Annotated in this window: 21 protein-coding genes; 4 read left to right on the top strand and 17 right to left on the bottom strand. The window is 71.3% G+C overall.

Going from position 1 to position 18,296, the window contains the following annotated elements:
• Positions 1-3 precede the first annotated feature (3 nt).
• The 3 genes from K6T36_RS01165 to K6T36_RS01155 form a co-directional block, all read right to left on the bottom strand.
• Complete coding sequence (locus K6T36_RS01165) at positions 4-228, bottom strand: 30S ribosomal protein S28e (protein ID WP_222607661.1); 225 nt, start codon at positions 226-228, stop codon at positions 4-6.
• 6 nt (positions 229-234) lie between these two features.
• A complete protein-coding gene (rpl7ae, locus tag K6T36_RS01160) occupies positions 235-597 on the bottom strand; it encodes a 50S ribosomal protein L7Ae (RefSeq protein ID WP_159669356.1) in 363 nt (120 codons plus the stop codon).
• Between the two features lie 228 nt (positions 598-825).
• Positions 826-1,521 carry a cyclase family protein gene (locus tag K6T36_RS01155; protein WP_222922233.1) on the bottom strand — a complete coding sequence of 232 codons (696 nt, stop codon included), beginning with the start codon at positions 1,519-1,521 and terminating at the stop codon, positions 826-828.
• Positions 1,522-1,661: 140 nt separating this feature from the next.
• Here K6T36_RS01155 and K6T36_RS01150 point away from each other — a divergent pair, with 140 nt between their 5' ends.
• Positions 1,662-1,856: a DUF8014 family protein gene (locus K6T36_RS01150; RefSeq protein ID WP_222922232.1), complete on the top strand. Its 195-nt coding sequence runs from the start codon at positions 1,662-1,664 to the stop codon at positions 1,854-1,856.
• On the opposite strand, the gene K6T36_RS01145 is transcribed toward K6T36_RS01150, so the two are convergent.
• From K6T36_RS01145 to K6T36_RS01120, 6 genes are all read right to left on the bottom strand, one after another.
• Positions 1,857-2,591 carry a GNAT family N-acetyltransferase gene (locus K6T36_RS01145; protein ID WP_222922231.1) on the bottom strand — a complete coding sequence of 245 codons (735 nt, stop codon included), beginning with the start codon at positions 2,589-2,591 and terminating at the stop codon, positions 1,857-1,859. It lies immediately after the preceding gene.
• A 145-nt stretch (positions 2,592-2,736) separates the two neighbouring features.
• On the bottom strand, positions 2,737-3,150 hold the full coding sequence (locus K6T36_RS01140; RefSeq protein ID WP_222922230.1) for a DUF8055 family protein: 414 nt from the start codon (positions 3,148-3,150) through the stop codon (positions 2,737-2,739).
• 7 nt (positions 3,151-3,157) lie between these two features.
• Positions 3,158-4,864 carry an FAD-dependent monooxygenase gene (locus K6T36_RS01135; RefSeq protein ID WP_225935153.1) on the bottom strand — a complete coding sequence of 569 codons (1,707 nt, stop codon included), beginning with the start codon at positions 4,862-4,864 and terminating at the stop codon, positions 3,158-3,160.
• Positions 4,857-6,608: an electron transfer flavoprotein subunit alpha/FixB family protein gene (locus tag K6T36_RS01130; protein WP_222922229.1), complete on the bottom strand. Its 1,752-nt coding sequence runs from the start codon at positions 6,606-6,608 to the stop codon at positions 4,857-4,859. Before K6T36_RS01130 ends, K6T36_RS01135 begins: the two co-directional genes overlap by 8 nt.
• Positions 6,609-6,610: 2 nt before the next feature.
• Positions 6,611-7,462, bottom strand: a complete 852-nt coding sequence (locus tag K6T36_RS01125) for an electron transfer flavoprotein subunit beta/FixA family protein (protein WP_222922228.1) — start codon at positions 7,460-7,462, stop codon at positions 6,611-6,613.
• A 142-nt stretch (positions 7,463-7,604) separates the two neighbouring features.
• The gene (locus K6T36_RS01120) at positions 7,605-7,934 is read right to left on the bottom strand and encodes a 4Fe-4S dicluster domain-containing protein (RefSeq protein ID WP_222607655.1); all 330 of its coding nucleotides are present in this window, start codon (positions 7,932-7,934) and stop codon (positions 7,605-7,607) included.
• A 93-nt stretch (positions 7,935-8,027) separates the two neighbouring features.
• Here K6T36_RS01120 and tmcA point away from each other — a divergent pair, with 93 nt between their 5' ends.
• Positions 8,028-10,409, top strand: a complete 2,382-nt coding sequence (gene tmcA, locus K6T36_RS01115) for a tRNA(Met) cytidine acetyltransferase TmcA (RefSeq protein WP_222922227.1) — start codon at positions 8,028-8,030, stop codon at positions 10,407-10,409.
• Positions 10,410-10,511: 102 nt separating this feature from the next.
• Complete coding sequence (locus K6T36_RS01110; protein WP_222922226.1) at positions 10,512-11,003, top strand: DUF456 family protein; 492 nt, start codon at positions 10,512-10,514, stop codon at positions 11,001-11,003.
• A gap of 75 nt (positions 11,004-11,078) precedes the next feature.
• Here the strand turns inward: K6T36_RS01110 and K6T36_RS01105 are convergent, their stop codons facing one another.
• The 5 genes from K6T36_RS01105 to K6T36_RS01085 form a co-directional block, all read right to left on the bottom strand.
• Positions 11,079-11,924: a beta-keto acid cleavage family enzyme gene (locus tag K6T36_RS01105; RefSeq protein ID WP_222922225.1), complete on the bottom strand. Its 846-nt coding sequence runs from the start codon at positions 11,922-11,924 to the stop codon at positions 11,079-11,081.
• Complete coding sequence (locus K6T36_RS01100; RefSeq protein ID WP_222922224.1) at positions 11,921-12,115, bottom strand: hypothetical protein; 195 nt, start codon at positions 12,113-12,115, stop codon at positions 11,921-11,923. Before K6T36_RS01100 ends, K6T36_RS01105 begins: the two co-directional genes overlap by 4 nt.
• 100 nt (positions 12,116-12,215) lie before the next feature.
• Entirely contained in the window at positions 12,216-12,611 is a 396-nt protein-coding gene (locus K6T36_RS01095; protein ID WP_222922223.1) for a hotdog family protein, read from the bottom strand.
• Between the two features lie 37 nt (positions 12,612-12,648).
• On the bottom strand, positions 12,649-13,695 hold the full coding sequence (locus K6T36_RS01090) for an amidohydrolase family protein (RefSeq protein WP_222922222.1): 1,047 nt from the start codon (positions 13,693-13,695) through the stop codon (positions 12,649-12,651).
• Positions 13,692-14,939, bottom strand: a complete 1,248-nt coding sequence (locus K6T36_RS01085) for an HD domain-containing protein (protein ID WP_222922221.1) — start codon at positions 14,937-14,939, stop codon at positions 13,692-13,694. Before K6T36_RS01085 ends, K6T36_RS01090 begins: the two co-directional genes overlap by 4 nt.
• 128 nt (positions 14,940-15,067) lie before the next feature.
• Between K6T36_RS01085 and K6T36_RS01080 the strand changes: the two genes are divergently transcribed.
• Positions 15,068-15,808 carry a DUF7537 family lipoprotein gene (locus K6T36_RS01080; RefSeq protein WP_222922220.1) on the top strand — a complete coding sequence of 247 codons (741 nt, stop codon included), beginning with the start codon at positions 15,068-15,070 and terminating at the stop codon, positions 15,806-15,808.
• Between the two features lie 41 nt (positions 15,809-15,849).
• On the opposite strand, the gene K6T36_RS01075 is transcribed toward K6T36_RS01080, so the two are convergent.
• From K6T36_RS01075 to K6T36_RS01065, 3 genes are all read right to left on the bottom strand, one after another.
• Positions 15,850-17,025, bottom strand: coding sequence for an HD domain-containing protein (locus K6T36_RS01075; RefSeq protein ID WP_222922219.1), 1,176 nt, complete (start codon positions 17,023-17,025; stop codon positions 15,850-15,852).
• A 131-nt stretch (positions 17,026-17,156) separates the two neighbouring features.
• Positions 17,157-17,405: a HalOD1 output domain-containing protein gene (locus K6T36_RS01070; protein WP_225935152.1), complete on the bottom strand. Its 249-nt coding sequence runs from the start codon at positions 17,403-17,405 to the stop codon at positions 17,157-17,159.
• A gap of 180 nt (positions 17,406-17,585) precedes the next feature.
• Positions 17,586-18,230 (bottom strand): helix-turn-helix domain-containing protein, encoded by a 645-nt coding sequence (locus tag K6T36_RS01065; protein WP_222922217.1) that lies wholly within the window; start codon positions 18,228-18,230, stop codon positions 17,586-17,588.
• Between the last annotated feature and the right edge of the window lie 66 nt (positions 18,231-18,296).

Genomic DNA, 18,296 nt, shown 5'->3' with positions numbered 1-18,296 from the left:
GGCTTACTGACCTCCGATGGAGTCGGCGTCGCGCTGGGTCTCGCGCAGCTGGAGGATGTCCCCCATCCGGACGGGACCCAGGACGTTCCGCGTGATGATGCGGCCCTGGTTTTCGCCCTCCTGGATGCGGCACTTGACCTGCATGGCCTCGCCGTGCATCCCGGTCTTGCCGACGATCTCGACGACCTCGGCGGGCGTGGAGCCGCTCTCTTGCTCTTCAGCGGACATGGTGGCTTACCGCAGTTCCTCGACCTTCCCGGCGATGTCGTCGATGTCCTCCTCGGCGTCGCCCGTCTCGGTGACGGCGGCGGCCGCGGAGCCGACCTCGAGGCCGGCGGCGTGGCCGACATCGTCCTGCGTCTCGATGAAGACGTAGGCGATGCCCTTCTCCTCGCACAGCTCGGGGAGGTGCATGACGATCTCTTCGGGCTCGACGTCCTCGGCGATGTACACGAGCTTGGCGTTGCCGCGCTCGACCGCCTTGGTCGTCTCGTTGGTTCCTTTCTTCACGATGCCGGTGTCGCGGGCGACCTCGAGCGCGTCGAGGCTTCGTTCCGCGAGGTCCGCAGGGGTCTCGTAGTCGACGTAGACTGACATTGTTGTGTGGCTTCCCGCTCGGTGGCTCGACACCTCCGCCGGTCGTAAGTTCCCTGACGACGGAGCGGGTCACGACCCCGAGCAGGTCGTACTCCATCGGTAGTCGGGATGGCGGTATAAACGTGTTCAATGCTTCGCGCCCGTGTGAGCCCCCACCACGACACTTCCCGGCAGCGTCCGATCGGCGGACGGGACGGCTTCCGCGCCGGCTCAGTGGGCTCGCGATGGTCACTCGGCGACCGTCCGAACCGGTGCGCCGTCGGCGTCGACGCGGAGGGGGTACGCGCGCAGCGTGAACCGCTCGGGCAGGTCCGCCGAGAGATTCAGGTTCTCGACGATGAACGTCCCCGCGCCGAGGAGTTCGTGGTGCGCCGGCACGCCCTCGGGCTCCGCGTTCGCCTCCCCGGCACGCTCGGTCGGCGTCGGGTCCGGGTTGATCGTGTCGAGCCCGACGGCGCAGTCGAGATCCGCGATGTGGCGCGCGGCCTCCGGGCGCAGGTACGGGTGGTCGAAGTAGCGCTCGTCGCCCCAGTACGCGCCCCAGCCGGTTCGGAGGACGAGCATGTCGACCTCGGCGTCGAGGTCCTCCCCGTCCGGGAGCATCGCGGGCGTGACGGGGTCGCGCGCGCCGAGCCCAGGGTCGTCAGCTGAGTCGCCGCCGGAGTCGCGGTCCCCGCCCGCGAGGTCGACCAACCGCGCGTCGAACCGGAAGTCCGCGATCCCGTACTCGTCGAGCGTCGCCCCCTCGGGCTCCATGTGCGCCGGCGCGTCGATGTGCGTCCCGACGTGGGTGGTGAACGAGAGGTGCGTGACGCGGAAGCCGTCCGAGCCCATCGTCGCGCTCGCGTCGGCCGAGACGCCGGGGTCGCCAGGGTAGACGGGCATCCCCGGCTCGATCGGTCGCGTGAGGTCCACGGGTTCCATACCCGAACGCCGCGGCCCGGTACCCTGAACGTGGCGACAGCGACTCCCGGACGGAGTCGGGACCGCCGATGGCGTGGATCCGCGGAACACCTCGATCCGGCGATGGAGTAAACCCGACTGACCGCTAACCCTGGACCGAGATGGCCGAGTCCGCGGGCGACGGGGGCGACGAGAAACAGTGCGCCGAGGACGGCTGCACGCGGGAGGCCGCCGTACGGCTGTACGTCCCGTGGGAGGCCGACCGCGACGTGTGCGCCGCCCACGGGCGGGTGCTCGTCCAGCGCGACGGCGTCGTCGCGGAACCGCTTCCCGACGGCGGGAACGGGTGGGGCTGATCAGTCGATCCGCTTGGCGAGCATGAGCTCGTCCACGTACTCGCCGTCGATCTTGTAGTGCCGCTCCCGGACGGCCTCCCGCTCCCACCCGTGGGCCACGAGGAACTCGACGGCGTCCGCGTTCGTCGCGGGCACGCTGTTGTACAGCTTCTCGAAGCCGTTGTCGGCGGCCCACGACTCGCCGCGCGCCAGGAGCGTCGACCCGATCCCCTTGCCCCTGTACTCCGGAAGGAGCCCGACGGTCAACACCGCGGTGTGGCTCAGCTTCTCCGCCTCGGGCAACTCGAGGTGGACCCACCCGATGACGTCGTCGTCGACGGCGGCGACGAAGAACAGCCGCGACCCGAGCTCGTTGTGTCGCAGGACGACCTCGTCGTGCTCGATGATGTCCGCCACCGTCTCCGCCTCGATGTAGGTCCCCTCCTCGGCGACCTCGCGGATGGCGCCGACGAGCCCGCCGAGGTCGCGCTGTGCGGCCATCCGGACCGTGTACGTGAACCCGTTCGTCTCGTGGTCGCTCGTGTCCTCCTCCTCGTAGGCGACGCTCAGGCGGTCGTCCTCCCAGGTGAGGTAGCCGTCGCGGACCAGCACGGTCGCGTGGTGGCCGAACGCCGTCGGGTCCATGTTGAGCGCCCGCCGCGCCTCGCGCTCGTGGACCGTCCCGTGCTCCTCGACGTACTCGTACAGGTCCCGCCGGTCGTCGTGGCTGAACGACAACTGCTCGGTCAGTTCCATGGCTCCTGTTAACACACCACTATACTTAATGATAGTCCGTCGGGGTCGGGGGACAGACACGTCCACCCGGCGACGGGCCGGTCCGTCGTGACCGAAGGCCCACCCGGCAGCCGGCGTTCTCCCCGGGCGTCGTCACTCGTCGCGCTCACCCGTCGCCGGGGGCGGGAACGCCCGTGAGCACCCGCGCCGTCGCGACGATGTCGTGGGTGTCGAGCAGCGCCTCCGCGGCGGTACGAACCGGAACGCCGGGGTCGCACTCGACGCCGTAGCGCCGCGCGTACACGACGAGCCAGTCGTTGCAGGCGCGGTCGAGATCGCCGAGTCCCTCCGACGAGAGGCGCTCGACGCTCCCGGTTCGCGCCTCGATGTACCGCGCGACCACGGGACCGAGCCCGTCGCGGGCGGCGTCCGCGGCCGCGGCCTCGTCCGGCTCGGCTCGCTCCCGGGCCGCCGCCGCACGGGCGGCGAGCGCGGCGATGTCCGACTCGCGGCCCGCGTCGCCGCCAGTCTCGCCGTCCCACTCGCCGCCCGTCTCGCCGTCCACCTCGCCGTCGTTCATCCGTCCGTCACCCCTGGCGGAAGTCCACGCCCTTGCCGCCGCGGGGGTGCGTCCACTCCGTGTCGGCGACGACGGCGCAGGTGCCGCACTCGACGCACGGCTGGGTGTCGAGGCTCACGACGCGCTCCTCGTCGCCGTTCGCGCGGACGGTCTCCTCGCGGTAGCAGCCGCCGCCGAAGCCCTCGGCGCTCACGGGGCACGCGGTCACTGCCGTGCCGCTGGCCTCGAATGAGTTGTCGATCAGCTCGATGTGCGGGTTGCCCACGTCCGTGTCGTAGGTGAGGTCGCCGATGCGCTCCTCCAGCGACGGCGGGTCGGCGTCGTTGTCGCCCCGAACCGGCTCGCCGAGTTCCTCCGCGAGCACCCGCGGGACGGTCGCGTAGGCGGTCCGCGTGTCGGGCAGCGCCCCCAGCAGGAACGGGGAGTTGAACGCGCGCTCGACGACGCCGCCGGCGACCCGGACGCCGAGGCGACCCAGTCGCGAACCCGCGAGGTCGTCGACCGCGTCGGCGACGGCCTCGCGCTCGCCGAACCGCCCAAGCGCCTCGTACCGCCGGGGTCTGAGCTTCCCGTACAGGCCGGAGTCGTGGAGCCGTCGCTCGTATCGCTCGCCCGCGCTCTCGGGCTGTCGGCGGTTGCGGGCCTCGATGTACGCCTCGGCGGCGAGCCCGCCCGCGGAGACGGCGTGGTTCATCCCCTTGATGATCGGCCCCTGCGCCTGCATCTGGCCGGCGGCGTCGCCGACGAGCAGCAGGCCCCCCTCGTGGGGCGAGGGATGGGCGACCTTCTTCGAGTCGGGGACGAGCTTCGCCGAGTACTCGCGCTCGTCGTACTCGTCGGGCAGCCACTGTCCGAGGTGGGGGTGGGTCAGCAGCGCGTCGAGGAGCTCCTGGGGCTCGGCGCGCTCGGCCGCGAGGCTGTCGAGGTGGAACACCGTCCCGATCGACAGCGAGTCGCGGTTCGTGTAGAGGAAGCCGCCGCCGCGGACGCCCTCGAACAGGTCGCCGGCGAACAGGCGGGCGACGCCCTCGTCGTCGTCGATGCCGAACCGGTCGTTCACCTCCTCGGGGGGAACGTCGACGACGGCTTTCACGCCCTGGAACCACTCCTCGGGCTCGTCCCAGTCCATCAGCCCCGCGTCGCGGGCGAGTTCGCTGTTCACGCCGTCGGCCGCGACGATCAGGTCCGCGCGGATCGGGTCGAGCTCGTCGCAGGTGACGCCGACGATCTCGCCGCCCTCGCGCAGGAGGCCGTTCACGCGGACACCCGTCAGGAGGCCGCCGCCGGCCTCGACGGTTCGCTCGTGGACGCGCTCTGCGACCCACGAGTCCATGGGTCGCCGGAGCACCGAGTCGCACCACGCGGTGTCGTGGTGGTGAACGCCGCCGAGGTCGACGGTGTGGACCTTCCCGTCGGCGAGGTTGTCCATGTAGTTGCGGGTGACGGGCCGTTCGGTCGCCTCGTCGCGAAAGCCCGGGAACAGCCCGTCGAGGGTGTAGGGGGCGGACTCCTCGGCGTACAGCAGGCCGCCCGAGACGTTCTTCGAGCCGGACTCGACGCCCCGCTCAAGGACGAGCGTCTCGACGCCGTTCTCGGCGAGGACCGCCGCGGCGGCCGCGCCGCCCGGACCGCCCCCGACGACGACCGCCTCGAACGACTCCCCGCCGTCGACGGCGGCCGCGGAGTCGAACCCGATCTCGTCCATGTTACTCATCGACCTCACCTCCGGTGTCGCCGGCGACGGTCCCGCCGTCGGTCGCGGGCTCCCCGGCCCCGCCGTCGGCGAGCGCCTCGGCGTCGACGCTCCCCGTCTTCACCGCCTCCGTCAGCCGCGGGAGCACCTCGAAGAGGTCGCCCTCGACGAAGTAGTCGCACCAGTCGTGGATCCGGGCGTCCGGGTCGGTGTTCACCGCGACGATGGTGTCGGACTCGTCACATCCGACCTTGTGCTGGACGGCCCCGGAGATGCCCGCGGCGATGTAGACGGACGGCTCGACGACCTGTCCGGTCTCGCCGATCTGGCGCTCCTCGGCCGTGTACTCCTCGACGTGGCCGTCGAAGCTGTACGAGCCGGTGACGATGCCGCGGGAGACGCCCACGGCGGCGTCGTCGAACGCGTCGGCCAGTTCGAGCGCGAGTTCCATCCCGCGCGTCGGGTCGTCGCCGATGCCCCTGCCGACGGCGACGACCACGTCGTGACCCGAGAGGTCGACGCCGCCGTCGAGGCGGTCGAACTCCGTCACCTCGACGCGGAACCAGCCGTCGTCCAGGTCGCCCTCGTGTTCGATCACCTCGCCCTCGCGCTCGGGGTCCGGGTCGGGAACCTCGAAGCTGCCGGGGATGACCGAACCGCCCTGCGGGTGGAACTCCCGGTCGGGGTTGTCGAGACAGAGGATGGTCGAGTACTCGAACCCGGAGAAGTCCGGCCGCTTCATGTGCAGGACGCGCTCGAACGTCCGGGTGGTCCCCGGCGCCCCGGTCTTCACCGGGTTGGAGATACCCACGTCGTCGATGAACAACCCCGAGCAGTCGGAGGCGAGCCCGGAGTCGAGTTCCGCCTGCACCTGTGCGGAGAGGTCGCGGCCGTTGTGCGTCGCCGGGAACAGCACGTATCTCGGCTCGTCGTAGTCGCGCCAGTCGGCGTCCTCGGGGGGCGAAGCCTCGCGGTCCTCGTCGCGGGCCGGCGGGTCCGCGCCCCACCGGGCCATGTCCGCGAACACTTCGCTGTACGGCTTGTGCTGGAACCGCGCGAGGCGGTCGTCCTCGTGGTAGACGACCACGTCGGCGCCGAGCGCGATGCACTCGTCGGCGTGGCCGGCCACGTCGTCGCCGATCAGGACCGCGACGACGCGCTCGTCGTCCTCGTCGTCGCCGACGTAGTCGTCGTTGTAGCCGTCCATCAGCTCCCGCGCCTTCCCGAGCATCTCGCGGGACACGTCGAGCAGGTCGCCCGCCTGCGTCTCGCAGTACACCCACATGTCGCGGTACGTGCCGTCCTCCAGCGCCCGGACGTGGCGTTTGTCCGCCGTCGGGTGGTCCAACTCGGGGTGGCGCTCCTCCGGCGGCTCGCGGTCTGTCTCCGCGCCCCCGGTCTCGCCCTCCTCTCCCCCTTCGACGGAGTCGAGGCGACGGTCGATCAGTCGGAGGACGGTGTCTCTGTCCTCGCCGTCGACCTCGCGCTCGCGGAGGTCGCGCAGGCGCTCGGGGTCGTCGACGTTCTGCAGCGCGTTGCCGATGTCCGCCACCGACATCGCGTCGAGGTCGATCTCGCCATCGTCGCCGCCGTCGTCCTCGGACACCTGCTCCAGCCTGCTCTCGATGACGGTGATCACGGCGTCGCGGTTGTCGCCGTCGCGCTCGGCCTCAAGGATCGCGCGGAGTTCCGCCGGGTCGTCGATCGACTGGACCTTCGGGCCGAGCTCGGAGACGTCGAACTCGGCGGGGTCGAACTCTGGCACGCTCAGTCACCCCCCGCGTGCGGCGTCAGTTCCTCGACGACCTCGCCCAGCGCCTCCGGGTCCGCAGGGTCGACCTCGGTGGCCTCCCGCTCGGCCGGCGCCCGCGGGATCGGGTCGACCGAGGAGACGATCGTCGGCGACCCGTCCAGGCCGACGTAGTCGGGGTCGAGGTTCAGTTCCTCGTGGTCCCAGTAGGTGACGTGCTCGTCGATGTCGGCCGCCCGCTCGCGCGCCTCCTCGCGGAGTCGCTTCCGTTCGAGGCGGTGTCGGGCGGTCCGATACGACGGCTCGAACTCGGGGTCGGCGACGACGAACGCCGGCAGCGACGTCTCCACCGTCTCGATCTCCTCGATGTCCCCCTCGACGAGTCGCTTCGCGCGCAGCGTCCGGTCCTCGGGGTCGATGTCGAGCGCGACGACGTGGGTGACGATCGGCATATCGAGGCCCCAGCACGTCTGCGGGCCGGTGTGGCCCGTCTCCCCGTCGGCCGTCTTGAACCCCGCGAACACCAGGTCCGGCTCGCCGAGGTGCTCGATGGCCGTCGCGAGCGTGATCGCCGTCGCCCACGTGTCGGCGGCGGCGAACTGCTTGTCCGAGACGAGATAGCAGTCGTCGGCGTACACCGACTCCATCGCCTCCCGGAGCACGTCCTCGTACCCCGGGGGGCCCATACTCATCACGCTCACGCGTCCGCCGTGTCGAACGCGGGTCTGGAGCGCCGCGCGCAACGCGTGCTCGTCGTTCGGGTTCATCACCGTCGGGGTGTTCCCCCGCTCTAAGTGTCCGTCCTCGTCGAAGGCGACCTTCCCCTCGCGGAAGTCGGGGACCCCCTTCGTCATCACGACTGTGTGCATTGGTACCACTAATCTATCTAATGTCACGAGTCGAAAGTAAACGTTTCTCCGCCGTCGCCCCCGCCGGCCCCCAGCGGCGCCGCTCTCGGTCCGCGTCGATCGCGGCTCCGACCTCACGCTCGGCGTCCGCCCCGGTCGCGAGTCAGATCCGCCCCGCCCGCCCCGCGTCCACGTCGATGGCGTCCACCGGACACACGTCGACGCATATCATGCAGTCGATGCACTGGTCCTCGTTGGCGGGGTCCGCCTTCAGCTCGCTCTCCGGATGGCCGGGGCTGTCCACCCACTCGAACACGTCGACCGGACAGTCCTCCAGACAGGCGCCGTCGGCGAGACAGATGTCGAAGTCGACGGCGACGTGGGTCCCGTGGATCCCCAGCTCCTCCGGCTCGTCGACCGGCCCCCAGACGGCGTGGCCCTCGTGCTCGTCGACCTGCTCGCGGTTCTCCTCGAAGCTCGGGTCTATGGGCATCGCTACCTATGCACACTCTCACACGAGTAGTTAAACATGGGTGTCGGTCCCGGCGACGGAAAGACCCAACTCGGGACGCGGGAAACCGGAGGTATGGACATCGCCGCCCTCGCCTCCCTCGCCGCCGACCTCGGGGCGGAGGCGCGTCGGACGAACCAGCGGCGCCTGCTCGTCCTCCACGGCGACCGGGACGCCTGCTTCGACGCCGCCTTCACCGCCGTCGAGTCCGCCGACATCGCGGACGAGGAGACGACGCTGTTGTCGACCCGCGAGGGGTTCCGCTTCGAGCGCCACCGGCCGAAACACGCCAAGCGACTGCTCGGGACCACCCGAGAGGCGGTGATCCTCGACGCGTTCGCGGAGTTCTCGCCCGACGTCGTCGGCCAGTCGGTCGGCGCCGTCGACGGCGGCGGCCTCTACGTTCTCCTCGCGCCGCCGCTCGACGACTGGCCCGACCGCCGCGACGACTTCGACGAGTCGCTCGCCGTCCCGCCGTTCGGCCTCGACGACGTGTCCGGTCGCTTCCGCACGCGGCTGGTCGAGACGCTCCGGACGCACCCCGGCGTCGCGATCGTCGGGGTCGGCGACGACGCCGCTGACGGCGCTGACGACGACGCTCTCGACGCCGGCGGCAACGCCGGCGACGCGGCGGATGGCACCGTCGCCGATGACACCGCCGCGGATATCGAACGGGACGGGCTCACCGGCGACGACGCGCCCCCGGCCGAACCGGGACCGACCGTCCCCGACGCCGCGGCGTTCCCGGCCGTCGCGTACGAGTCGTGTCTCACTCGGGACCAGTCGCGCGTGCTGTCGTCGCTGGAGCGGCTTCGAACCGGAACCCCCGAGCAAGCCGAGGCGGTCGTGGTCGAGGCCGACCGCGGCCGCGGGAAATCCAGCGCCGCGGGCCTCGCCGCCGCGAGCCTCGCGCTCGACGGCCGCGACGTGCTCGTCACCGCGCCCTCGTTCGGCGGCGCCGCGGCGCTGTTCGAGCGCGCCCGCGCCCTGCTCGCGGATCTCGACGCGACGTTCGCGGTCGACGAGGAGCGCCGGATCGAGGTCGGGGCGTCCGCCGACGAACCGACGGCAGATCCGACCGGACGCGGCCGGATCCGCTACCTCCCGCCAGCGGAGGCGGCCGAGGCCGCCGGCGACGCCGACGTGGCGATCGCCGACGAGGCGGCCGCGCTCCCGGTGCGCCTGCTCGCGGACCTGCTCGCGGCGCCCGCCGCGGCGTTCGTCACGACCGTCCACGGCTACGAGGGCGCCGGCCGGGGGTTCTCGGTCCGCTTTCGCGACCGGCTCGACGGGTCGGACCGCCGCGTCACCGACGTACGGATGGACGACCCCATCCGCTACGCCCGCGGCGACCCGGTCGAGGGGTGGGCGTTCCGCGCGCTCATGCTCGACGCCCGACCCCCGGTCGACGAGGCGGTCGCCGACGCGGATCCCGAGACCGTCGACTACCGCGCGCTCGACGGGGACGACCTCCTCGCCGACGAGCACCTGCTCTCGGAGGCGTTCGGCCTGCTGGTGCTCGCGCACTACCGTACCGAACCCGACGACCTCGCGCGCCTGCTGGACGCGCCGAACCTCACGGTTCGCGCGCTGACGTACGAGGGGCACGTCGTCTCGGTCGCGCTGCTGGCGCGGGAGGGCGGCCTGGACGCCGGGACCCGCGAGGCGATGTACGACGGCGAGCGCGTCCGCGGCAACATGCTCCCGGACGTGTTGACCAGCCAGCTTCGCGACCCCGAGGCGGCCGCGCCGACCGGCCTGCGCGTCATGCGCATCGCGACCCACCACGCCGTCCGGAGCCGCGGGCTCGGGTCGCGGCTGCTCCGGGAGATCGAGCGGGAGACCGGCGACGACGTGGACTACCTCGGCACGGGGTTCGGCGCGACGCCCGGCCTGCTCGACTTCTGGGCCGAGAACGGCTACCGGACGGTCCACCTCGCGACCACGCGCAACGCCGCGAGCGGCGAGCACTCGGCGCTCATGATGGCCCCGGCGAGCGACGACGGACGGGCGCTCGCGCGCCGACACGCCCGGTGGTTCCGAGAGCGGATCGGCGGGGTCCTCTCTGACGCCCTGCGCGATCTCGACCCGGACGTGGTCCGCGCCGCGCTCGCCGCCTGCGACGCCGACGGCGAGGCCGTCGTCGACGTGTCCGAGTACGAGTGGCGGCTAACCGTCGCTGCGGCGTACGGCCCCGGGCTCGCGGACGCGGCGCCGCGACCGTTCCGGCGGCTCGCGCTCGCGCACCTGCTCGACCGCGAGGCGGACCTCTCCGCCCGGGAGGAGCGCCTGCTCGTTCGGAAAGTGTTGCAGGCGCGCGAGTGGGAGCGCGTCGCCCAGGAACTCGACTACGTCTCGACGGCCGAGTGCATGCGGAGCCTCGGTCGCGCGCTCCAACCCCTCGTGGACCGCTACGGCGACGAGGCGGCGTTCGCCGAGCGCGATCGATACGAGTAGCGAGGGAGCCGGGAGGGAGCTGGGAGGGACCCCGCGGGGAGCGAGGGTGGACCAGTCGGAACCGCGCCCGAACTTATCCCCGTCGCCCGCCAACCCCGGTCCATGGTCGATCTCGTCGTCCTCGCCGCGCTCGCCCTCCTCGTCGCCGGCGTCGTCGGGAGCGTCGTCCCGCTGGTGCCGGCCGGCCCGCTCTCGGTCGCGGGCGTCCTCGTCTACTACGTCCTCGCGCCGCCGTCGGCGCCGACGCTTGGGCTCGGTTGGGTCGTCGTCTTCACGCTCGTCGGTTTGACCGCCTTCGCCGTCGAGCACCTCGGCGGTCCACTCGCCTCGAAGGCCGGCGGCGCAGAGCCCGCGACGATGGTGGCGGCCGGACTGGCGTCGCTCGTGCTGTTGTTCGTCGTCGGCCCGCTCGGCATCCTCGTCGGCACCGTCGGCGTCGTGTTCGCGGCGGAACTGCGCACGGGGAAGGCGTCCGACGAGGCAGTCCGGGCCGCCGCCTTCACCGTCGCCGGGATGCTCGCGTCGTCGGTCGCGCAACTCGCGTTGACGCTGTCGATACTCGCCGGGTTCGTCGTGGCGGTCTTCGTGCTCTGAGCGCGCGATCGGTCACCGCCCTCGCCGAGCCGCATCCGCGGCGTGGCCGGCGACGCGACCCCCCGCCCCCGAACGTCAGCGCCGCGACTCGACCCCGAGCAGGTCGCGTGCGTCCGCGGGCGACGCGACCGGTCGACCGAGTTCCTCGGCGATCCGGGCCGCCCGCGCGACGAGCGCCTCGTTCGTCGCCATTTCCCCCTTCCGGAGGTAGCTGTTGTCCTCCAGTCCGACGCGGACGTGCCCCCCGAGGATCATCGACTGGGTCGTCAGCGGAAGCTGGTGGGGACCGAAGCCGATGACGTTGAACTCCGCGCGGTCCGGGAGCTGGTCGACCGTCCGCTGGAGGTTCGCGGGCGAGGGCGGCGCGAGCGTCCCCGGCCCGAAGATGAGGTTCAGGTACGGCGGCTCCTCCAGGTCGTCGAGGATCCGGAACGCCTCGTTGAGGTGGCCGTTGTTGAACACCTCAAGCTCCGGCTTGATCCCCCGATCGCGCATCTCCGCGTGCAGGCCGTCGATCGTGTCGCGGGTGTTCTCGCTGGTGAGGCGGCGCCCGCGGTTCATCGGCCCCATGTCGAGGCTCGCCATCTCCGGAGCGGGATCCGTCCGGAGCGGCTCCGCGCGGAGGGCGTCGGGCGCGGCGGTGCCGCCCGTCGAGTGCTGGATCACGATGTCGTCGGTCGCCTCGCGCACGGCGTCGGTCACTTCCTGAAACCGCTCGGTCGAGAACGCCCGCTCGCCGTTGTCGCGGCGGGCGTGCAGGTGGACGACCGCGGCCCCGGCGTCCTCGACCGCCGCGGCCGCCTCGGCGATCTCCGCGGGCGTCTCGGGGAGCTCGGGGTGCGCCTCCTTCCCCTGGATCCCGCCCGTGAGCGCCGCGGTGATGACGACGGGCTTGCCGTCGAGGTACTCGTCGTAGGTCATTCGTCCCAGTCGAGCCCCGCGTGGTCGCGGAAGATCTCGCAGTCGGACTCCGGGTCCAGCCCGTAGCGCTCGGTGCAGATGTCGGCGTGGACCGGCTGGACGAACTCGTCGGCGACGGTGCAGAAGGCGCGGGCGGTGTCGAACGCCCGGTCGCCGTCCGACTCCCGGTATTCGAGGTGTGGACAGGCCATGTGAGCGGCAACGGCGTCCGACGCCATCAAAGCGTGCGTCGGTGACGCCGACGTTACCGGGCGGTCCGCGACGGCTCGACGGACCCGGCCGCCCGGGCGCTCACCCCAACACGACGCCCTCGAACCCGCCGGTGAGGACGACCTCGTCGCCGTCGCGGTGACAGACGACGTCGGCTTCGACCTCCGCGCGGTCGCCGTCGCCGCCGCGGTCGACGGCCTCGACGGTGACCTCGCAGACGATCCGCTGGTCAGTGTAGACGGGCCTGTGGAAGTCGAACTCCATCGTTCGCGCGAGCACGTCGAGGTCGCCGCCGATCTTCGTCGGCATCGTCGCCGTCAACAGGCCGTGAACAAGCAGCCGGCCGTCCTCGTCGGGCACCTCGTGGTGCTCGCCGCTGTCGCCCGAGAGGTCGGCGAACGCCTCGACCTCCTCCACGGTGAAGGTTCGCTCGTGGCGCAGCGTCGTCCCCGGCGACGGGAGCTCGTCGAGATCCATGCGCGTCGCGTCGGGGGCCCGAACCGTGAACGTGTTGCTACGGTCGAACCGTCTTCACGTCGCCCTCGCCGGCGCGGCGCACGACCGCGCGGACGGGGTCGCGGACGCCCGCGAGGTTGTCGGTGTCGCCGTCGAGCACGAGCAGCTTGGCGGGGCGCCCCTCCTCGATGACGCCGCAGTCGAGCCCCGCGACCGCGGCACCGTTGACGGTCGCCATCCGCAGCACCTCGACGGCGGTGGCGTCGGTGAGCTTCGCCGCGAACTCCATCTCGCGGAACATCGAGGGGCTGTTGAGCATCACGTTGTCCGTCCCGAGCGCGACCGTCGTCCGGTCGAGCAGCTCGCGCAGCGGCGCCACGCCGACGCCGGTGACGAGGTTCGAGCGCGGACAGACGACGACCGGCCATTGTGCGTCGGCGAGCCGGTCGAGGTGTGTCTCGTCGGGGTGGACCATGTGAACGATGTGGTCCGGATCGAGGTCCATCGCCGCCTCGACGTCCAGCGAGTCGCGCTCGCCGGCGTGGATGCCGAACAGCTTCCCCGCTCGGCGGGTCGCGTTGCGCTCGGCGCCGAAGTCGGCGTCGCGGGCGCCGCTGGCGCCGAAGCCGGCGGCGAAGGGGTGCTCCATCGCCTCGACCGTCTCGCGGCCGAGCACGACCGACTCGACCGGCAGGCCGTCGACGGCGGCCTCGATCCCCTCGACGCCGGCGACGCCGCCCTCCCGGAACTCCACGTGCGCGGTCGTCCCCGTCGCGTGCATGTACCGCAGCGAGCGGCGCATCGCCGCCACCTTCTCCTCGGTGCTCGTGTCCCGGAGGATCCGGTGTTTCAGTCCGTCCGGCGGCGCGACGAGGTCGTCGAGGTCGAGCCCCCGGCCGGCCTCCTTCGCGACGGAGTCGCCGATGTGGGTGTGGGCGTTGACGAACGCCGGGCAGACGATGTCGTCGCTGGCGACGGCGGCCTCCTCGATCGCCGCGATCGTCCCGTCCTCGACGACGAGGCGACCCTCGACGGCTTCGAAGTCGCCGCCGACGAGGATCGTCCCCTCGTAGGTGGTGACTCCCGGAGCGTCGTCGTCGCTCATTCGTCCACCCCCGCGGCGTCGGCCTCGAACTCGTCGAGCGTCGCGTGGACGCGCTGGCGCACGTCCGAGACGAGCGTCCCCTCGATGTCGAGCCCGAGCACGTCGACGGCCGCCTTCCCGACGCGGTCGGTCGCGTCGGCGACGGTGTACACGCCCATGCGCCACTGCCGTGCCTGGGCGGTCCGCAGGGCGGTCACGAGCGGCGAGTGGTCGCCCAGCCGGCGGACCTCGCCGCCGCCGAGCACTTCGGAGGTCGACTCGGCCATCGACGGTTCGGCCGGCACGTCGAGAACGATCTCCGACGGCGACACCGACGCGCGCTCGGCGATGTCCGCCTCCAGCTCCCGGATCGCCTCGTGGTCCGCCTCGCGCAGCGAGGCCGGGGTGTCGTCGTACTCGGCCCAGACGGCGCGCTTGAACAGGTCACGCCGGTCGTAGCGGTCGGCGAACGCCTCGGTCTCAGGGGTCATCCGTAACGCGGAGATCAGGTCGTAGTCGTCCATCCGGCGCACCGAGCGGGCGTCGATGTCAGGCGTCGCGATCAATCGCTCGGTCGCCCGGCGGAGCATCGCCTTCGAGATGCGCGCGACGGGGTGGGCGTACACGGTCGGCGTCATCAGCGCGCGCGCCATCAACAGCGACTCGGCGGTCTGGACGTTCCCCTCGTCGAGCACGAGGTCGCCGTCGGCGAACGTCAGCTCACGGACGAGGCGCTCGTGGTCGATGGTGCCGTAGGGGACGCCGGTGTGGTGGGCGTCGCGCACCAGGTAGTCCATCCGGTCCACGTCCAGCTCCCCCGACACGAGCTGGCCGTACTGTCCCTCGCCGGCGATGAGGCCCGCGATCCGTTCGGGATCCAGGTCGTGTTCGAGGAGCACGTCGCCGATCTCGGTGTCGACGAGCAGGTCCGTCACGTCGTCGTGGTACAGGCCCGTGTGACGGTGGAGCAGTTCCTCGACGTTGTGGGAGAAGGGCGCGTGGCCGATGTCGTGGAGGAGGGCGGCCGCACGGACGCGCTCGGCCTCCGTGCCCTCGATCCCCAGCGAGTCGAGCGCGCGGTCGGCGAGGTGGTACACGCCGAGCGAGTGCTCGAACCGCGTGTGGTTCGCGGACGGGTACACCAGCTTCACCGTCCCGAGCTGCGCGACCCGGCGCAACCGCTGGACCGGCCCCGTGTCGAGGAGGTCCTCGGCGACCCCGCCCACGGAGATGTGGTCGTGGACGGAGTCCTTGATCGTCGTCATTGGCCCGCGCTTCGCCGGCATCGTGTATAAACTGTGGGCGACGCGGTCGGCGCGTAGGGCGTCCGACCTGTTTGTTCCGTCACGGGTGGCCCGAAAGCACATCACCCGTCGGGCCGGAGCGGCGGACCATGGGAGCAGGCACGCGACGGTCCCTCTGGATAGCTGCCGGAGTCGCCCTCCTCGTCGTCCTCGCCGGCTGTACTGGCGGCGGCGCGCCCTACGACGGTCCGCCCTCCGCGGAGGACGTCGAGGACGGCCACGAGGAGGCGATCCGCGACGCGGGCAGCTACACCTACAACCAGACGGTGTCCGTGAACGGGAGCGTCATCGACGTCACGAGCAACACGACCGCGGCCGTCGAGTTGGACCCCGAGACGTACGTGTGGGAACAGGAAACGGGAGACGGGAGCCTCTCGGTCTACGCGCCGGCCGACGACCGGCCGTACGTCCGGACGCAGGCCGGGAACACGATCCGCTACGACCGCCCTGAGAACGAGTCGGTGCCGAACGTCAGCGGCTTCACGACGCCGCCGATGGCCGAGTTGGCGGGGGCGTTCGACTTCTCGGCCAACGGCACCGCGCAGGTCGACGGCACGCGGACGTACGTGTACGAGGCGAACGTCTCGACGCTGAACGAGTCGGCGGTCGGCCCCGTCGGCGAGGCGCTCGCGGACGCGGAGGCGACCGACGCGACCGTCCAGGTGTACGTCCGTTCCGACGGGCTGGTGAAGCGGGTCGACTGGCAGGTAGTCGTCGAAGGGGTCGGCGAGCCGACCCGGCTCTCGGTGACGATCACCTACGAGAACGTGGGATCGACGACGGTCGAGGAGCCGTCGTGGCTGGAGGAGGCCGAGTCGGCGACGAGCTGATCTGAACCGCCCGGAGCGGGGGCCGCGGACGCCGTCCGGGTTCAGTCCCGGATCGAACTCGCCCGCACGCCGAGCACGTCCTCCGCCGCGGCGGCGACGGCGTCGGTGTGTTCCGCGGGCGCGTACACGCCCATCCGCCAGCCGGCGCGCTGGGCGGCGCGCAGCCCGGAGACGAGTTCGGAGGCGTCCTCGAGCCGCTGGGGGACGCCGTCGACGACGACGCGGCTGCCGGCCTCCGTGAACGTCGGCCGGCCGGGCACGTCGACGATCACCTCGCGGTCGGCGACGCCGGCGAGGTCGGCGATCTCCCGTTCGGCGTCGCGCTCGTCCCCGTGAGCGAGTTCGACCACGTCCGCGGGCGTCGCCGACAGGTCGGCCCAGATCGCCCGCTTGTACAGGTCGCGGTACTCGATGCGCTCGCCCAGCGCGGGCACGTGCTCGCGCAGCGAGACGAGCAGGTCGTGGTCGGCCATCCGGCGGAACCGCTCCACGTCGACCCCGGCGTCGGATTCGAGCAGTCGCTCGGACGCGCGCTCCAGCATCGCGCCGGCGACCCGGGAGACGTGGTGGCGGTAGACGGTGGCGTCCATGAGCGCCCTGGCGAGCAGCAGCGACTCGGCGGTCTGAACGTTCCCTTCCGCGAGCACGAGCGCGCCGTCCTGATAGGTGAGCTCGCGGACGAGGCGCTCGTGGTCGATGGTGCCGTAGGGGACGCCGGTGTGGTGGGCGTCGCGCACCAGGTAGTCCATCCGGTCCACGTCCAGCTCCCCGGAGACCAGCTGTCCCAACTCGCCTTCCCCCCGAACGATCGCGGCGACGCGGTCGACCGAGAGTCCGTGTTCGCGGAGCACGTCGCCCGCGTCGGTGTCGCCGAGGAGGTCGCCGATCTCGTCGTGGTCGACGCCGGTGCGCCGGCGGATCACCTCCTCCGTCTGGTGGCCGTACGGCCCGTGGCCCACGTCGTGGAGGAGCGCCGCCGCGCGGAGGTGGTCGGCGCGGTCGCCGTCGACGCCGAGGTACTCCAGCGCGCGGTCGGCGAGGTGGTACACGCCCAGCGAGTGCTCGAAGCGGGTGTGTGAGGCGGACGGATAGACCAGCCGGACGGTGGACAGTTGCTTGATGTGGCGCAGGCGCTGGAGGGTGCGCGTGTCGAGGAGGTCCCTGGCGACGGGGTCGAGGGTGATGTAGTCGTGGACGCTGTCCTTGATCGCCTTCATGTCGGTCTGTCGAAGATGGCGGGGGCTGGCGTGTAGTCGTATCGGTGTCGAGCCGGCCCGTCCTCCCGGGCGACGCTGTCGGCCCAGCACCGCTCCGCGTCCGGGGAGCTGTCGTGTATCGCGCTCGATCGCTACTCCAGCGGGGTCGCCGTCGCGGTTCTACACCCCGAGACGGTCACGAGGTGATCCGCGTACTCGAAGGAGACCCGCACCGAGGAGTCGGACCCGTCGCTCCGTCGACCGGAACACAACGAGGCCAACGCGTCGGGATCGATCACGTCGTACAGAGGCGGGAGTTCGATCGGGTCCGTCCCACTGACGGAGGCGACGCTAGCGACGACCGCGTGGATCACGGTCGCCTCGTTCTCATCGATAGCCACCGGATCGACTACCGCTACCCCGTTGTTGACATCGACGGCGCTTCCGACAGTGGACCCGACCGCCACCCCCGTGTTATTCGTTCCCATACAAACGTACTATGAGACGTCTCGGGTTGTACTGCACTGCTTCACATGAAGAAGGTATTTACCGGTTCCGCCGGCTGATAGATATCCGTCAGTTCACGTATCGACGAGGGCGGCCTTGATGAGCCGTTTCGTCCCACGGCGAAGACGGGATCCGAACGACTGCCCCGTTATCCCGAATTCCGCGCCCAGCTCCTCCAGGGTTACCTGTTGCGGCGAGTCGAAGTACCCTCGCTCGTATGCAACGATCAGTGCATCGCGCTGTCGGTCGGTGAGACTGTACTCGTCGGCATTCACGAGCGGCATCAGCGCATGGAGGGTCCGCAGCTCGAGGGGAATCGACGACTCGCTGCAGTTCGCTTGAAACGCCTTGATCGCGTCGGCGTCGTCTCCCCGAACTTCCAGCGTCCATCCCTCGCTCGTTCCCTCCGCGGACACGAGCGTGACATCCGTCTCGCGGGTGGCACGCAGGATCCCGTCACCCCCGGGCGTCCATTCGACGCGGACGAGGAGTTCTCCGTCGACCTCGTCGATCACCCGGGTTCGCTTCACCTCGGGACTGTCCCTGAACGCCTCGACGACCTCCTCGGAGTCAGAGCCGTGCACCCAGAAGTACGGGATCGGATCGGAGCGCGTCGGCACGACCTGTTCCAGCCGTATCCTCGCATCCGGTCGGTTCGCGACGAGGCTTCCGAGGGGGAAGTCACCGGGGAGGACAGTGAACTCGGCGACAGTCGCCATGGAAGGGGGCGGCGCCCCGGACGGATTGGTAGCCGGGGAGTACGACGCCCCCCGCTTCGTACGGAC

The sequence above is a fragment of the Halobaculum roseum genome (assembly GCF_019880245.1).
Classification (GTDB): domain Archaea; phylum Halobacteriota; class Halobacteria; order Halobacteriales; family Haloferacaceae; genus Halobaculum; species Halobaculum roseum.
The sequence above is the reverse complement of the archived record's forward strand: the minus strand, read 5'-3'. Positions and strand labels throughout refer to the sequence as shown.

Bases quoted from the DNA above. Each gene is read 5' to 3' on its own strand.
- K6T36_RS01150 (WP_222922232.1), top strand. From the start codon at position 1,662: ATGGCCGAGTCCGCGGGCGACGGGGGCGACGAGAAACAGTGCGCCGAG.
- tmcA (WP_222922227.1), top strand. From the start codon at position 8,028: ATGGACATCGCCGCCCTCGCCTCCCTCGCCGCCGACCTCGGGGCGGAG.
- K6T36_RS01105 (WP_222922225.1), bottom strand. From the start codon at position 11,924: ATGACCTACGACGAGTACCTCGACGGCAAGCCCGTCGTCATCACCGCG.
- K6T36_RS01090 (WP_222922222.1), bottom strand. From the start codon at position 13,695: ATGAGCGACGACGACGCTCCGGGAGTCACCACCTACGAGGGGACGATC.
- K6T36_RS01095 (WP_222922223.1), bottom strand. From the start codon at position 12,611: ATGGATCTCGACGAGCTCCCGTCGCCGGGGACGACGCTGCGCCACGAG.
- K6T36_RS01155 (WP_222922233.1), bottom strand. From the start codon at position 1,521: ATGGAACCCGTGGACCTCACGCGACCGATCGAGCCGGGGATGCCCGTC.
- K6T36_RS01120 (WP_222607655.1), bottom strand. From the start codon at position 7,934: ATGCCCATAGACCCGAGCTTCGAGGAGAACCGCGAGCAGGTCGACGAG.
- K6T36_RS01065 (WP_222922217.1), bottom strand. From the start codon at position 18,230: ATGGCGACTGTCGCCGAGTTCACTGTCCTCCCCGGTGACTTCCCCCTC.
- K6T36_RS01080 (WP_222922220.1), top strand. From the start codon at position 15,068: ATGGGAGCAGGCACGCGACGGTCCCTCTGGATAGCTGCCGGAGTCGCC.
- rpl7ae (WP_159669356.1), bottom strand. From the start codon at position 597: ATGTCAGTCTACGTCGACTACGAGACCCCTGCGGACCTCGCGGAACGA.
- K6T36_RS01125 (WP_222922228.1), bottom strand. From the start codon at position 7,462: ATGCACACAGTCGTGATGACGAAGGGGGTCCCCGACTTCCGCGAGGGG.
- K6T36_RS01085 (WP_222922221.1), bottom strand. From the start codon at position 14,939: ATGACGACGATCAAGGACTCCGTCCACGACCACATCTCCGTGGGCGGG.
- K6T36_RS01140 (WP_222922230.1), bottom strand. From the start codon at position 3,150: ATGAACGACGGCGAGGTGGACGGCGAGACGGGCGGCGAGTGGGACGGC.
- K6T36_RS01075 (WP_222922219.1), bottom strand. From the start codon at position 17,025: ATGAAGGCGATCAAGGACAGCGTCCACGACTACATCACCCTCGACCCC.
- K6T36_RS01145 (WP_222922231.1), bottom strand. From the start codon at position 2,591: ATGGAACTGACCGAGCAGTTGTCGTTCAGCCACGACGACCGGCGGGAC.
- K6T36_RS01100 (WP_222922224.1), bottom strand. From the start codon at position 12,115: ATGGCCTGTCCACACCTCGAATACCGGGAGTCGGACGGCGACCGGGCG.
- K6T36_RS01135 (WP_225935153.1), bottom strand. From the start codon at position 4,864: ATGAGTAACATGGACGAGATCGGGTTCGACTCCGCGGCCGCCGTCGAC.
- K6T36_RS01165 (WP_222607661.1), bottom strand. From the start codon at position 228: ATGTCCGCTGAAGAGCAAGAGAGCGGCTCCACGCCCGCCGAGGTCGTC.
- K6T36_RS01110 (WP_222922226.1), top strand. From the start codon at position 10,512: ATGGTCGATCTCGTCGTCCTCGCCGCGCTCGCCCTCCTCGTCGCCGGC.